We start from the raw sequence: 14,322 nt of genomic DNA on the forward strand, positions 1-14,322 counted from the left end.
CTCGTCCTGTCCCGGAACCCACTTGCGCAAGGAGTGCCCATGGCATCCGCCCCACCTCACGAGCCCGCCCGGCATCCGGTCGACGAGGTGCCTCCCGTTGCGCAGTTGGGCGCCTTCGGCCTGCAGCATGTGCTCGCGATGTACGCGGGCGCCGTGGCGGTGCCGCTGATCGTCGGCGGGGCGATGAAACTGCCGCCGGCCGACCTCGCGTATCTGATCACCGCCGATCTGCTGGTCTGCGGGCTCGCCACACTGATCCAGTGTGTGGGCTTCTGGCGGTTCGGTGTCCGGCTGCCGATCATGCAGGGCTGTACGTTCGCGGCCGTCTCGCCGATGGTCCTGATCGGTACGGAGGGCGGCGGGCTGCCCGCGATCTACGGAGCGGTGATCGTCTCGGGCCTTGCCATGGTGCTGCTCGCTCCCGTCTTCGGGCGGCTGCTGCGGTTCTTCCCGCCGCTGGTGACCGGAACCGTGATCCTGATCATCGGCGTCTCACTGCTGCCCGTGGCCGGCAACTGGGCGGCGGGCGGCGCGGGCGCCCCGGACTTCGGGGCGCCGAGGAACCTCGGCCTCGCCGCACTCGTACTCGTGGTGGTGCTCGCCGTGCAGCGCTTCGCGCCCGCGTTCCTGAGCCGGATCGCCGTGCTCGTCGGCATCGTGGCGGGCACCGCTGTCGCGATACCGCTCGGGTTCACGGACTTCGGCGGTGTACGGGGCGCGGACTGGATCGGGATCAGCACGCCGTTCCACTTCGGGGCACCGACGTTCGAGGCCGCCGCGGTGATCTCCATGCTCGTCGTCGCCCTGGTCATCATGACGGAGACAACCGGCGACATGATCGCGGTCGGAGAGCTGACCGGGCGGAAGGTCGGGCCGCGATCGCTCGCCGACGGGCTGCGGGCCGACGGTCTGTCGACCGTGCTCGGCGGGGTCTTCAACACCTTCCCCTACACGGCGTTCGCGCAGAACGTGGGGCTCGTCGGCATGACCCGGGTCCGCAGCCGCTGGGTGGTCGCGGCCGCGGGCGGCATCCTCGTCCTGCTCGGCCTTCTGCCCAAGCTGGGCGCGGTGGTCGCGGCGATCCCGGCGCCGGTGCTCGGCGGCGCCGGCCTGGTGATGTTCGGCACCGTCGCGGCCAGCGGCCTTCGCACCCTCGCGACGGTGGACTTCAGGGACAACCACAACCTGACGGTGGTGGCGGTGTCGGTGGCGGTCGGCATGCTGCCGGTGGGCGTGCCCGAGATCTACGCGAAGTTCCCCGACTGGTTCCAGACGGTGATGGACAGCGGGATCAGCGCCGGCTGCGTCACCGCGATCGTACTCAATCTGCTGTTCAACCATCTGGTGCGCGGCAGGCGGGAGTTGACGCCTCGGGCGGGTGCAGGGGCTGTCGGTGGCGGCGGTAAAGGTGACGGCAGTGAAGGTGACAGTGACGAATCAGCCCTCTCCGAGCCGGTCCGCCTCCCGCGCGGCCGCGTCGAGGACGCTGTCGAGCAGACCGGGGAAGAGCGCATCTAGCTCCTCGCGGCGCAGACCGCTCATCTTGGCCGTGCCGCGGTAGCACTGCCGGATCACTCCGCTCTCGCGCAGCACCCGGAAGTGGTGCGTCGTCGTGGACTTCGTGACCGGAAGCTCGAAGTAGGAGCAGGCCAACTCATCTGTGGACACGGCGAGTTCGCGCACGATACGCATCCTCATCGGGTCGGACAGCGCATGCAGCACGCCCTCGAGGCGGATCTCCTCCCCCGCGGGGTGCTCCAGTTCACGCTTACTGCTCGGCTCACGCTTGCTGCTCGCGCTGCGTTCGGTGTTCGTCGCGGTGGTCACGGCGGCTCCACTTCCTCGTCCCGGGAGGCTCATCCGCTGGTCACGGCTCCACGGGGCTTCGCTCCCTCATTGTACGAGACCTTTCGTAGTTTGACAGGTCTCGTAGTACGGTGGGTATCGTACTAAGCGAAACGGCCCGCCCCGAGCGGTCGGGCCGGGCCGAGCCCATGAATGGAGTCCGCTGTGAGTGCACTGTTCGAGCCCTACACCCTCCGGTCGCTGACCATCCCGAACCGCGTGTGGATGGCGCCCATGTGCCAGTACTCCGCGGAGGTCTTCGGTCCGAACGCCGGTGTGGCGAACGACTGGCACTTCGCTCACTACGCCGCCCGCGCGACCGGCGGCGCCGGACTCGTCCTGGTCGAGGCGACCGCCGTCACTCCCGAGGGCCGGATCAGCCCCGCCGACCTCGGCATCTGGAACGACACACAGGTCGAGGCCTTCCGCCGGATCGTGGACTTCCTGAAGGCGCAGGGCACGGTGCCCGGCATCCAGATCGCACACGCCGGCCGCAAGGCCTCCACCGACCGCCCCTGGAAGAACCGCGGCGGCCCGGTCGGCGCCGACGAGCACGGCTGGCAGCCGGTGGCGCCGAGCCCGGTGCCGTTCCGCGAGGACCACCCCGTGCCGCAGGAGCTGACCGTCGATCAGATAAAGGACACCGTCGGCCAGTTCGCGGACGCGGCGCGACGTGCGCTCGCCGCCGGGTTCGAGGTCGTCGAGATCCATGGCGCCCACGGCTACCTGATCAGCGAGTTCCTCTCCCCGCACTCCAACAAGCGCACCGACGCATACGGCGGCTCCTTCGAGAACCGCACCCGCTTCGCGCTCGAAGTCGTCGACGCCGTACGGGCGGTATGGCCCGAGGACAAGCCGCTGTTCTTCCGTATCTCGGCCACCGACTGGCTGGACGAGGGCGGCTGGACCGCCGACGACACCGTGCGCTTCGCCCGGCTGCTCAAGGAGCACGGCGTCGATCTGCTCGACGTCTCCACCGGCGGAAACGCCCACGGCGTCAAGATGACCGTCGGCCCCGGCTACCAGGTGCCGTTCGCCGCGCGCGTCAAGAAGGAGACCGAACTCCCGGTCGCCGCCGTCGGGTTGATCACCGACACGCAGCAGGCCGCGAAGATCCTCGCCAACGGCGAGGCCGACGCGGTGCTCCTGGGCCGTGAACTCCTGCGCGACCCGTCCTGGCCCCTGCGCGCGGCCCGCGAGCTCGACGCGGAGATCAAGACACCGAACCAGTACGCCTGGGCGATCTGATCCTGACGGTGGGGCGTGCGCGCCCTGCCGTCCGGTCCTGCGGGTCCGGTCCTGCGGGTCCTGGGGGTCCGGTCCTCACGGTCCTGGGGCCCGGCCCTGACGGGATTTGTTCCTGACGGGATTTGTTCCTGACGGTTCGGTCGCGGTCCGGTCCTGCCTGGGCGTGCCCGTCCGGGCAGGTCAGTCCGGGCAGGTCAGTCCGGGCAGGTCAGTCCGGGCAGGTCAGTCCGGGCAGGTCAGTCCCGGCAAGTCGATCGCGCCTCTGTCGGCCTGACCGTGGCGGTCAGATCGGGGCGATCCGGCCCGGCGGCGGCCTGACAGGGGCAGCTGCCCCAGCACCCCGATCGGGGTGACCTGACACGGCGGCACGACCGGCGGGGCCGGGCCGGGCGACCTGACCGGGACGATCCGGAGCCGGGCGACCTGACCCAGGACGGTCCGGCCCGGTGCGGCCCGCTCGGGGGCACTTGACCCTGGTGGTCCGCCCGGGGCACTTGACCCGGGCGGTCTGCTCGGGTCAAGTGCCCCGGGCCCGGGTGATCTGGCCCCGGCTGTCTGGTCCTTGTGGCAGGGGCCGATCGTCCCGGTCATCCGATCCGGTCATCCCATCCGGCACGCCCTCGGCGGCGGCGCCGGAGCGGCCGGGGGGCGTGCGGTTCGGGGGCTTTCGGTGTGTGCCCAGGTCAGCGCCTCCGGGGTGCGGGTCCGCAGGGCCGCACAACCGGTCCGGACGGCGTTCAGCATGGCGTCGGCACGGTCTCCCGCAGGGCCCTGCGGACACGTACGATCTGGGCGATGGACGACTTGTTCCCCGCCGAGGCCCTGATCGAGGCGGAGCGGCGGCTCGGATCGGCCGTCCAGGCCGGTGACGCGGACGCGCTCGAACGAATCCTGCATCCGAACTTCGTAGCCATAAGGCCGGACGGCCGCAGCCTGGGGCGCGGTGAGGAGATCGGCGGCCTTCGCTCGGGCGAGCTCACGGTGGACCGGATCGTCGCCGAAGAGACCATCGCCACCGTCAGCGGCCGCACCGGCATCACCCGCAGGGTGCTGACCGCCCGGGGCGCTTCCTGCGAACTCCCCTTCCACGCACGGGTCCTGTGCACCCGCACCTGGATCCAGGGCGGCCCCGACGGCTGGCTGCTCCTGATGACGCGCGTGGGCCCCGCTCCCCCCACGGATGTACCCGGGCCCCGGTGCGGGGTACGGCTCTCCGCGGGGAGTTGAGCCGCGGCGCCGGCTCAGCTCTCCGTCGTGGCCAGCCGGTGCAGGCCCTCGATGGCGAGGCGGTAGCCCTCCGTACCGAAGCCGACCACGATGCCCGCCGCCGCCGGGGACAGATACGAGTGATGGCGGAAGGGCTCACGGGCGTGCACGTTGGAGATGTGCACCTCGATCACCCGCAGCCCCGTGCCCTTGATCGCGTCGTGCAGGGCGACGGAAGTGTGCGTGTAGGCACCGGCGTTGAGGACGGCACCGATCAGCCGGCCCTCGGCCTGCTCCCGGCCCGCCTCGTGGATCCAGTCGAGGAGCTGGCCCTCGTGGTTGGACTGACGGCAGTCCGCGCTCAGGCCGAGCCCGGCGGCGGTGTCCTGGCACAGGGCCTCGACGTCCTTGAGCGTCTGCGCGCCGTAGATGCCGGGCTCGCGGGTGCCGAGCAGATTGAGGTTGGGGCCGTTGAGGATCAGTACGGAAGCCATGGGCACAGCGTACGGCGGGTGATCGCGGGGCACGGCGAAGGGCCGCGCACAGCACTGCGTCAGGCCCCACGGCGACCGCCCGCCGGACCCGCGCGCGTTAGCGTCGACGTATGAGCCGACCCGAGGCGTCCACGGACCGCGCCGTACCGCCACCCGCCCCGTCGCCCGTGTCACCGCCGCTGCCCGAAGCGATGGCCTCGGCGCCGGTCGTCCTCGACGGCGGGATGTCCAATCAGCTCGAGGCCGCCGGGCACGACCTGAGCGACGCGCTGTGGTCGGCGCGGCTGCTCACCGACTGTCCCGAGGCCGTCGAGGCGGCCCATCTCGCCTACTTCGAAGCGGGCGCGAGCATGGCGATCACGGCGAGTTATCAGGCGACGTACGAGGGCTTCGCCCGTCACGGCATTGACGCCGCGCGCACCACGGAACTGCTGCACGCGAGCGTGCGGTTGGGACGTGCAGCGGCACGGCGGGCCCGGGCCGCCGGGGTGCGCCGCCCCCTGTGGGTGGCCGCGTCCGCCGGGCCCTACGGCGCGATGCTGGCGGACGGCTCGGAGTACCGCGGGCGCTACGGCCTGAGCGTCGCCGAGCTCGAACGCTTCCATCGGCCCCGGCTCGAGACGCTGGCAGCGGCCGGCCCCGACGTCCTCGCCCTGGAGACGGTCCCGGACACCGATGAGGCACGGGCACTGCTGCGCGCGGTGCGCGGCCTTGGCGTGCCCGCCTGGCTGTCGTACAGCGTGGACGGGACACGGACCCGGGCGGGGCAGCCGCTGGAGGAGGCGTTCGCCCTGGCCGGCGCGAGCGACGAGGTGTTCGCGGTGGGGGTCAACTGCTGTACACCACAGGACGCCGACGCCGCTGTGGCGCTCGCCGCGCGGGTGACCGGCAAGCCCGTGGTCGTCTACCCCAACAGCGGTGAGCGCTGGGACGCCGCGGCACGGGACTGGTGCGGCCCCGGGAGCTTCAGCGCGCAGCGCGTCCAGGGCTGGGTGCGCGACGGGGCGCGCCTCGTCGGCGGCTGCTGCCGGGTGGGCCCGGCGGAGATCACCGCGATCGCGGAGCGGGTGTCCGCGGCGGGCTGAGCCGCGGTTTCGGCTGTTGTTGCCGGGAAACCCCAGGTCCGGGCGGTTTCGGGGCCATTGTCAGTGGTCGGGTGCAGACTGAGGCATGTCGTGGACAACGAGGTCAACCGACATGCACGGGAGGTGGTCGGCATGCCGGCCAACGAGGTTCTTCTCACCGTAGGAACGCGCAAGGGCCTGTTCATCGGCCGCAGGCGAAAGGGCGTCTGGGAGTTCGACGGGCCACATTTCAACGCCCAGGCGGTGTACTCGATCGCGATCGACACCCGCACCGACCCGCCCCGGCTCCTGGTCGGCGGCGACAGCGCCCACTGGGGCCCGTCGGTCTTCCACTCGGACGACTTCGGCGCCACCTGGACCGAGCCCGCGAAGCCGGCCGTCAAGTTCCCCAAGGACACCGGGGCCTCGCTGGAGCGGGTGTGGCAGCTGCACCCCTCGGCGGCCGAACCCGATGTGGTGTACGCGGGCACGGAACCCGCCGCGCTGTACCGCTCGGCGGACCGCGGCGAGAGCTTCGCGCTCGTCCGGCCCCTGTGGGAGCACCCGACCCGCTCCAAGTGGGAGCCGGGCGGCGGCGGTGAGGGGCTGCACACCATCCTCACCGACGCCCGCGACGCGAACGCGGTGACGGTGGCCGTCTCCACCGCCGGTGTCTTCCGCACCCTGGACGGCGGTGCCAGCTGGGCCCCGTCCAACTCCGGTGTCTCCGCGGTGTTCCTGCCGGATCCGAACCCCGAGTTCGGACAGTGCGTGCACAAGGTCGCGCGGGACGCGGTGGACCCGGACCGGCTGTATCTGCAGAACCACTGGGGCGTGTTCCGCAGCGACGACTCGGGCGCCCAGTGGACGGACATCGGCGAGGGCCTGCCCTCGGACTTCGGCTTCGCCGTGGCCGCCCACCCGCACCGCGCGGACACGGCCTATGTATTCCCGATCACCGCCGACGCGGACCGCGTGCCCGCAGGGCGCAGATGCCGGGTCTACCGCACACAGGACGCGGGCAAGAGCTGGGAGCCCCTGTCGCGCGGCCTGCCGGAGGGCGAGCACTACGGCACGGTGCTGCGGGACGCCATGTCCACGGACGACGCGAACCCGGCCGGCGTGTACTTCGGCAATCGCAACGGCGAGGTGTACGCGAGCGCGGACGACGGCGAGAGCTGGCAGCTCCTCGCCTCCCATCTGCCGGACGTGCTGTGTGTACGGGCGGCGGTGATCGGCTGAGGCGGGCAGAGGGAGGGCGGGGCGCCCATCGGTTGATGGGCGGGGCCGTTACGGCAGTAGGGTGACGCCCGTGGCTGCACGACCGTTGAAAGAAATCGTCGAACCAGGCTGGGCACAGGCGTTGGAGCCGGTGGCCGAACGGATCGCCGCGATGGGCGACTTCCTGCGCGCGGAGATCGCCGCCGGGCGCACCTATCTGCCGGCCGGACCGAATGTGCTGCGCGCTTTCCAGCAGCCCTTCGACGAGGTGAAGGTGCTGATCGTCGGGCAGGACCCGTACCCCACACCGGGGCACGCGGTGGGCCTGAGCTTCTCGGTGGCGCCGGAGGTGCGGCCGCTGCCGGGAAGCCTGATCAACATCTACCGCGAGCTGGGCTCGGACCTGGGCCTGCCGCAGCCGGGCAACGGCGATCTGACCCCGTGGACGAAGCAGGGGGTGCTGCTGCTCAACCGAGCACTCACCACGGCGCCGCGGCGCCCCGCCGCGCACCGCGGCAAGGGCTGGGAAGAGGTCACCGAGCAGGCCATCCGCGCCCTGGCCGCGCGGGGCCGCCCGCTGGTGTCCATCCTGTGGGGCCGTGACGCCCGCAATCTGCGTCCCCTTCTGGGTGACTTGCCGTCGGTGGAGTCCTCACATCCCTCGCCCATGTCGGCGGACCGCGGGTTCTTCGGCTCGCGTCCCTTCAGCCGGGCCAATGAACTGCTTGCCCGGCAGGGCGCGGAGCCGGTGGACTGGCGGCTGCCGTGACGCACTCCTGGGTGCTCGGAGTCGACTCCGGCGGCTCGGGACTGCGGGTGGCCCTCGCGCCCGCGCCCGCGGGTTCCTCCGTGCACGCGCCGCCCACCGCCGGGCGCGTGCCTGCCGGGCAAGCGTCTGACCGGCGAGCGCCCGACGAGAAAGTGCCTGACGAGCAAGTGCCTGCCGAGCAGGAGCCGTTCGCCGGTGCGCCGGGCGGTTCGCGTACGGCCGGGAGCGTGAGTTCGCGTGAGCCGGTGCGGACCGGGCCCGACGGGATCGACGCCGGGCATCTGATGGACCAACTGGCGCCGATGGCAGGAGAGTTGCTGGAGGCGGCGGGCAGCGGCGCGGTGGTCGCGGTGGCCGTGGGCGCGGCGGGCATGGCGACCCTCGGCGGCGATCTGCGCGCCCGGCTGCCGGGCGCGCTCGACGAGGCGTTCGGCGTGCGGCGCCTCGCACTCGCGGCCGATGGTGTGACGGCGTACGCGGGAGCGCTCGGCCAGCGGCCCGGGGCAGTGGTCGCGGCGGGCACCGGAATGATCGCACTCGGCACCGATCTGCGGGAGTGGCGGCGGGCGGACGGCTGGGGCCATCTGCTCGGCGACTGCGGCGGCGGCGCCTGGATCGGGCGCGCGGGCCTGGAGGCGGCGATGCGGGCGCACGACGGCCGGCGCGGAGGTTCGCCGGTGCTCCTGGCCCGGGCCGAGGAGGTGTTCGGCGGCCCGGTGACCGAGCTGCCGGGCAAGCTCTATCCGCGGACCGACCGGCCCGCGGCCCTGGCCTCCTTCGCCCCCGCCGTGGGCGAGTGCGCGGGCCACGACCCGGTCGCGGCGGGCATCCTGCGCGACGCCGGGGCGCGGATCGCGGAAGCGGCGGCCGCGGTGTGCCCTGCCGGCACCGCGTGCGAAGTGGCCCTCACCGGAGGCCTGTTCAAGATGGGCGACCCCCTTCTCGTACCCCTGAAGGAAGAGCTCGCCCGGCAACTGCCCACGGTGCGAGCGGTATCGGCCGTCGGCGACCCGCTCGACGGCGCCCTCGCGATCGCCGCGGCACTGGCCGACGACACGCTGCGGCTCCCGCACGACAACCGCCTGCTGCACCTCCCGGACAGTGACGGCCGTCGGTGATCCACTCGCGCGTGCGGTGGTGATCGTCGCGGCATCGGCTCGCACCGCCGGCCGTATCGATCCCGACAGTTGAGGAATTCGTAACTGAACGGATAAAAGCGGACGGATACCACTCAGCTGCCACCTGCCCGAACAGGGGAACCGGGTAAACCAGTAGCATGCGGCGCCATGAGCTCCCCCACTGGGCCCGCAAACGGCCTGCCCGTACGAATGCCGCGACCCCGCCAGCCCGGCCGGCACCGCCGCCCGGAACCCGCGGTGGCTCCCGAGGGAGCTCCCGCACTGGTTCTCGCCGTGCCGGGGGCGCCCTCACCCGCGATCCGCAGCCTCGCCGAAGAGGTCATCAGCATCGCCCGTTCCGAGCTGCCGGGCCTCGACGCCAGAATCGGCTACCTCGACGGGGACAACGCCGAGTACCCGACGCTGCAGGCCGTCCTCGTGAACGCGGCCGAGCTGCGTGTCGCCCGCTATGAGCAGGCGCGCGCGGCGGGCCAGGAGGTGGCCGAGCCCGACGGCCCGGTGGCCGTGGTGGTGCCGCTGCTCGCCGGTCCCGACAACTCGCTGATGCGGCAGATCCGGCAGTCCGTGATGGACAGCCGCGCCGCCGCCGAGCTGACCGATGTCCTCGGGCCGCACCCGCTGCTCGCCGAGGCGCTGCATGTGCGCCTCTCCGAGGCCGGGCTCGCCCGCGCCGACCGGGCCCGCCTCTTCACGGTGGCGACCGCCGCGGACGGCATCATCCTGGCGACCATAGGCGGTGAGGAGGCGGTGCAGGCGGCCGGTATCACCGGCATGCTGCTCGCCGCGCGTCTCGCCGTGCCGGTGATGGCCGCCGCGCTCGACCAGGACGGAGCCATCGCGGCCACCGCCGAGCAGCTGCGCTCGTCGGGTTCCGCGCAGCTGGCGCTCGCGCCGCATCTGATCGGCCCCGAGATCGCCGACGGGCTGCTCGACAGCGCCGCCCGTGACGCGGGCTGCGCGTACGCCGAGGCGCTCGGCGCATACCCGGCGATCGGCAAGCTGGCCCTGTCGAAGTACACGACGGCGCTCGGCATCACGCCGCCGCAGGCACTGGGCGCCCAGACTCACTGAGAGTGCGCTGAGCGCTCCGCGGGAAGTTCGGTATGACAGCATCGGCGGGTGCGTCGTGGCTGGTCGCGCAGTTCCCCGCGCCCCTGTGGGGCACGGGGAGCCGCACTGGACTTCCCCAAGCGGGTCACCGGCGGGCCCTTCGCTATGGGCGCCCCCGGGGAACCCAGCGGCGCCGCTCAGCCGAACACCACGCACGAAGCCGCCGGTGCCTCGATCGAGCCGCCCCGTCGCGGCATGCCCGTGTCCGGATCGAGGGTGAACCAGGTGACGTCGCCGGAGCGCTCGTTGGCCGCGTACAGGAAGCGGCCCGAGGGGTGCAGGGCCAGGTCGCGCGGCCAGTGGCCGCCACACGGCACCGTGGCGACGAGCCGCAGCCGCGTACCGTCCGTCTCCGAGGCCGTTGCCGCTCCCGTATCCGCCGCGAGTACGGAGATCACGTCCTCGCCCCGTGTCGCCGTCCACACGAAGCGGCCGTCCGGGGCGACGACGGCTTCGGAGGGGTAGGCGTCACCGGCCGGTGTGCCGGACAGGACGGGGGTCTCGCCGAGCGGTTCGAGCCGTCCCTCTGCGGCGTCCCAGCGGCAAACCGTCAGGGTCGGCGACAGCTCGTTCATGACGTACGCGAGGTCGCCGCGCGGATGGAACGCCAGGTGCCGTGGTCCGCTGCCCGGCCGTAGCGCCACCTCTCGGTGCAGCCGCAGTCCGTCCGCCGCCGGGGCGCAGACCCGAACCGAGTCGGTGCCGAGGTCCACGCTCAGCACCCAGCGCCCGCTCGGGTCGGCCAGGACCTGGTGGGCGTGCGGCCCATCCTGGCGGGCGGTGTCGGGGCCCGAGCCCTCGTGCCGCAGCACGCCGCCGCCCGGGGCGAGGGCACCGGCGGGGCCCAGGGGCAGCCAGGAGACGCTGCCCGAGCCGTAGTTGGCGGTCAGGACCCGGCCCGCGGCGAGAGCGAGATGGGTGGGGCCCGCGCCGCCGACGGGCACGGGCGGGGCGAGGAGCTCCGGTGCCCCACCACCGCTGCCGCCGCGCACGGAGAAGGCCGCGACCGCTCCCTCGTCCGTCTCGCTCACCGCGTAGAGCGTCTCTCCCGAGGGGGCGAGCGCGAGATACGACGGGTCGGCGAGGACGTCCGTGGCACCCAGCGGGGTCAGGGCCCCCGTCCGGGGATCGACTTCCGCGGTGCGGATGCCATGGCCTCCCGCCGACGTGAACGAACCGATGTACGCCCGGGCGCTGCCCACGTGAAAACCCCTTCCGGCGGCGGCAGTTTGCGGGCTCGACGGTAGCAGTAGGTCTAGACCAGCAGGGGTGGTCGGTCCTCGGTGTGGTGCACATAGGCGGGCCGGCGCTCCGTCGGGTCGTACGTGCGGTGGAAGACACCGGTGGCCGCCCCGGACACCGGCGGCACGATCCAGGACAACTCGGCGCTCACCTGGCGGCCGTTGCGCTCCTCTCGGTCCAGGTGGGCGAGGCCGATGCAGCGGGTGGCGTTGCGCCAGGCGACGCGGGCGCCGAAGGCGAGTTCACGTGTGGTGTGGCGGTAGGTTCCGGTCGCGTTGATCTCGTCGTGGACCTGCGCGACGCGGGGCGCGGGGTCGGTGCCGTCGAGTTCCTCGCGGTGGAACTGGGCGAGGAACTCGGCGGCTTCCCGCCACAGGGAGGCTGATTCCTGATGGCCCGCAGGGCACCGTTCGCCCGGAGTTGTGGTGGCCCGTTCGTGGCGCTCCTCTGCGGACGGGCTGTCGTGGGTCGGGGTCCGGTGGCTTCGGCACTGGAACTCGCCCACGGCGGACACCTCCAGGCGGCTGCGGGCCACGGACCGCTCCCGCACGGTCCGTGCCTCCCGTGTGTGCCTGTGACTACCCGCCCAGTGGCCTGATCCACCCTGTATGTGCCCCGTGAATGTGCCTCATCCGTACGGGAGTTGTATAGCGGCCTGGTCAGGACGGTGTCGCGTTGCGTACGGGTCCTGATTCCGTATGGGTCCTGATTCCGTATGGGTCCTGATTCCGTACGAGCCGCCGCTCAGGACGTCCGCGCCGAACCCTGCAGCGGGGCCGCCAACTGCACGAGGGCCTGTTCCAGGCCGTGCAGGTGGGCGAGTGCGCGACCGTCCGCGGGGCCGGCGGTTTCGGCGGCGGGCGCCGGGCGTGCGGACCGCGAGGGCGGTGCCACGTCCCGTGACGTGAGTGCCTGCACGGCGGCCTCGACGCGCCAGCAGGCCGCCGCGAGGCGGGCGTCGTGGGAGGCGTCCGGGTCGGCGGCGACCGAGATGAGGCCGCGCACCTCGCGCGCGCAGTCGTCGAGCAGGGCGAGGATCTGCCGGGCGCGGGCCTTGCGGGCGCGCTGCGGGTTGAGCGGGTGCACGAGCGGGGCGAGCGCCATCCGTACCCGGGCCAGGAGCGCTTCGAGTTCGGCGGCGTGCGGCGCGGGATCGGCGGCGGCGTCGCCCGCGAGCCGGGCGGCGGCGAGCGAGGTGCAGCTGTGCACCCGGCGCAGGGCGCGCGCGATCCAGGCGTCGGTGGCGGTGTGGGTGGTGATCGGCAGGATCAGCGTGACGGCGAGGGCCGCGCCGAGCGCGCCGATCGCGGTCTCCGCGAAGCGCAGGGCGAGCAGGCCCGGGTGAAGGACGCCCAGGAGGCCGTAGAGCAGTCCCGCCATGACCGTGACGAAGAACATCATCCAGGAGTAGGAGGGCGCCGCTGTGTAGAAGATGCCGAAGACGCAGACCGCGACCAGGGCGGCCGTGGGCGCGGGCGCACCGTGCAGCGGTACGGCGATGAGGAGCCCGGCGGCGATACCGACGACGGTGCCGACGACCCGGCGGAAGCCACGGACCAGGGTCTCGCCGCGCGAGGCGGTGTTGACGAAGATCCACCAGGCGGTGCCGACGGCCCAGTACCAGCGGTCGCCGGAGACGATCTGGCCGACGGCCACCGCGAAGGCGCAGGCCGCGGCCGCCTGGAACGCCTGCCGTGTGGACGGGCGGCGCAGACCGAGCCCCGCGAGCGGCGCCGGCGGTACGGCGGGCGGGGTGCGCCGTTCGATGCACCACACTCCGAACCGCACCGCACAGGACGCGGCGATCGCCAGGCCCACGGCCGCGTACAGCTCGGGGAGCTGCGCGGGTACGGCGTGCAGGAACTGGGTGACGAAGAACATCATGAAGGCGAAGATGCCGAGCGCGTGGCCGCGCGGTCCCCAGCGCCGGGCGTAGACACCGCAGAAGACGACCGCGACGAAGGCGGTGTCGCGCAGCAGCGGAAGTCCGTGCAGGGCGGCCGCGACGGCGAGCACCGGGAACCCGGCGACGGGCAGCAGCAGTGTCGTGACGGCCTGGCGGCGCACGGTGGCGTCGCCGACGGTGAACAGCGCGAGCAGCGCCGCGAGGCCGCCGGAGATGGACGCGGTCAGGGAGAACCCGGCGCACTCGGCGGCGGCCACCGCGAGGCCGACTCCGAGCACGGCCCGCAGTGAGGTCCGCAGCCGTACTCGACCTGGATCCGGTGCCACGAACATCCGCTTCACTACCGCGGTCCACCCCCTGCTCGACCGGGCACCCGCGCTCCCGCGCGCGTGCCGGCATCCGACATGGCAAAGGCGCCACGGGTCCTACCCGCAGCGCCATCGATGCCATAAGGAAAGCATCAGCAAGGTCACTGGCTCAACCGGCTCCTACCTGACTGGGCCATTGGTACAGTCGTACGCGAATATCGCAGGCGTACGGGAGGCCAACGGACCATGGCGGTGGACGCACTCGACACCAAGATCCTCCGGTTGCTCCTGGAGCAGCCGCGGACCAGCGTGCGGGAGTACGCGCGCGTGCTGGGGGTCGCCCGCGGCACGCTGCAGGCCAGGCTCGACCGCCTCGAGCGGGACGGGGTGATCACCGGCACCGGGCCGACCCTCTCCCCCGCGGCTCTCGGCCACCCCGTCCTGGCCTTCGTGCACGTCGAGGTCACGCAAGGACATCTGGACGAGCTGGGGGACGCCCTGGCCTCCGTGCCCGAGATCATCGAGGCCTTCTCGATCACCGGCGGCGGCGATCTCCTGACCCGGGTCGCGGCCCGCGACAACGCCCACCTCGAAGATGTGATCCAGCAGCTCATCCAGCTGCCCGGGGTGGTCAGGACCCGCACGGAAGTGGCCCTGCGTGAGCGGGTTCCGTACCGGATGACGGGCCTGCTCGACTCGGTCGACCGCACGGCCCCCGCCCGTCCCGCCCCCTAGCCCCTTCCCGGCGTGCGGCGCGGCCCTGGATACTC

The 14,322-nt window shown here is 72.6% G+C and carries 14 protein-coding genes; 9 read left to right on the forward strand and 5 right to left on the reverse strand.

The annotated features are described in order from the left end of the window. The first annotated feature begins 39 nt into the window (after positions 1 to 39). Entirely contained in the window at positions 40 to 1,518 is a 1,479-nt protein-coding gene (locus ACFQVC_RS09835) for a nucleobase:cation symporter-2 family protein (protein ID WP_381829000.1), read from the forward strand. Here the strand turns inward: ACFQVC_RS09835 and ACFQVC_RS09840 are convergent. Continuing rightward, positions 1,438 to 1,827, reverse strand: coding sequence for an ArsR/SmtB family transcription factor (locus ACFQVC_RS09840; RefSeq protein WP_381829002.1), 390 nt, complete (start codon positions 1,825 to 1,827; stop codon positions 1,438 to 1,440). The genes ACFQVC_RS09835 and ACFQVC_RS09840 overlap by 81 nt on opposite strands. Positions 1,828 to 2,010: 183 nt before the next feature. On the opposite strand from ACFQVC_RS09840, the gene ACFQVC_RS09845 reads away from it, so the two are divergent. Continuing rightward, entirely contained in the window at positions 2,011 to 3,093 is a 1,083-nt protein-coding gene (locus ACFQVC_RS09845) for an NADH:flavin oxidoreductase/NADH oxidase (RefSeq protein WP_381829004.1), read from the forward strand. Positions 3,094 to 3,888: 795 nt separating this feature from the next. Further along, complete coding sequence (locus ACFQVC_RS09850; RefSeq protein WP_381829006.1) at positions 3,889 to 4,320, forward strand: nuclear transport factor 2 family protein; 432 nt, start codon at positions 3,889 to 3,891, stop codon at positions 4,318 to 4,320. Positions 4,321 to 4,334: 14 nt separating this feature from the next. Here ACFQVC_RS09850 and aroQ read toward each other — a convergent pair whose 3' ends face one another. Next, positions 4,335 to 4,793, reverse strand: a complete 459-nt coding sequence (gene aroQ / locus ACFQVC_RS09855; RefSeq protein WP_381829008.1) for a type II 3-dehydroquinate dehydratase — start codon at positions 4,791 to 4,793, stop codon at positions 4,335 to 4,337. A 191-nt stretch (positions 4,794 to 4,984) separates the two neighbouring features. Between aroQ and mmuM the strand changes: the two genes are divergently transcribed. From mmuM to ACFQVC_RS09880, 5 genes are all read left to right on the forward strand, one after another. Beyond that, positions 4,985 to 5,878 (forward strand): homocysteine S-methyltransferase, encoded by an 894-nt coding sequence (mmuM, locus tag ACFQVC_RS09860; protein WP_381829532.1) that lies wholly within the window; start codon positions 4,985 to 4,987, stop codon positions 5,876 to 5,878. Between the two features lie 63 nt (positions 5,879 to 5,941). Continuing rightward, a complete protein-coding gene (locus tag ACFQVC_RS09865; RefSeq protein ID WP_381829010.1) occupies positions 5,942 to 7,099 on the forward strand; it encodes a WD40/YVTN/BNR-like repeat-containing protein in 1,158 nt (385 codons plus the stop codon). A gap of 70 nt (positions 7,100 to 7,169) precedes the next feature. Continuing rightward, a complete protein-coding gene (locus ACFQVC_RS09870) occupies positions 7,170 to 7,847 on the forward strand; it encodes a uracil-DNA glycosylase (RefSeq protein WP_381829012.1) in 678 nt (225 codons plus the stop codon). Further along, a complete protein-coding gene (locus tag ACFQVC_RS09875; protein WP_381829534.1) occupies positions 7,832 to 8,965 on the forward strand; it encodes an N-acetylglucosamine kinase in 1,134 nt (377 codons plus the stop codon). Before ACFQVC_RS09870 ends, ACFQVC_RS09875 begins: the two co-directional genes overlap by 16 nt. Before the next feature lie 168 nt (positions 8,966 to 9,133). Then, positions 9,134 to 10,057: a sirohydrochlorin chelatase gene (locus ACFQVC_RS09880; protein WP_381829014.1), complete on the forward strand. Its 924-nt coding sequence runs from the start codon at positions 9,134 to 9,136 to the stop codon at positions 10,055 to 10,057. A gap of 176 nt (positions 10,058 to 10,233) precedes the next feature. Here ACFQVC_RS09880 and ACFQVC_RS09885 read toward each other — a convergent pair whose 3' ends face one another. The 3 genes from ACFQVC_RS09885 to ACFQVC_RS09895 all read right to left on the reverse strand — a co-directional run bounded on the left by ACFQVC_RS09885 (position 10,234) and on the right by ACFQVC_RS09895 (position 13,576). Then, positions 10,234 to 11,298 carry a lactonase family protein gene (locus tag ACFQVC_RS09885; RefSeq protein ID WP_381829016.1) on the reverse strand — a complete coding sequence of 355 codons (1,065 nt, stop codon included), beginning with the start codon at positions 11,296 to 11,298 and terminating at the stop codon, positions 10,234 to 10,236. Positions 11,299 to 11,351: 53 nt separating this feature from the next. Further along, positions 11,352 to 11,873 (reverse strand): nitric oxide synthase oxygenase, encoded by a 522-nt coding sequence (locus ACFQVC_RS09890; protein ID WP_381829018.1) that lies wholly within the window; start codon positions 11,871 to 11,873, stop codon positions 11,352 to 11,354. A 209-nt stretch (positions 11,874 to 12,082) separates the two neighbouring features. Then, positions 12,083 to 13,576 carry an FUSC family protein gene (locus ACFQVC_RS09895; protein ID WP_381829020.1) on the reverse strand — a complete coding sequence of 498 codons (1,494 nt, stop codon included), beginning with the start codon at positions 13,574 to 13,576 and terminating at the stop codon, positions 12,083 to 12,085. 222 nt (positions 13,577 to 13,798) lie between these two features. Here ACFQVC_RS09895 and ACFQVC_RS09900 point away from each other — a divergent pair, with 222 nt between their 5' ends. Beyond that, positions 13,799 to 14,287: an Lrp/AsnC family transcriptional regulator gene (locus ACFQVC_RS09900; RefSeq protein ID WP_381829022.1), complete on the forward strand. Its 489-nt coding sequence runs from the start codon at positions 13,799 to 13,801 to the stop codon at positions 14,285 to 14,287. Positions 14,288 to 14,322 lie beyond the last annotated feature (35 nt).

Origin of the sequence: Streptomyces monticola, from assembly GCF_042665355.1 — a bacterium.
Taxonomy (GTDB): domain Bacteria; phylum Actinomycetota; class Actinomycetes; order Streptomycetales; family Streptomycetaceae; genus Streptomyces; species Streptomyces monticola.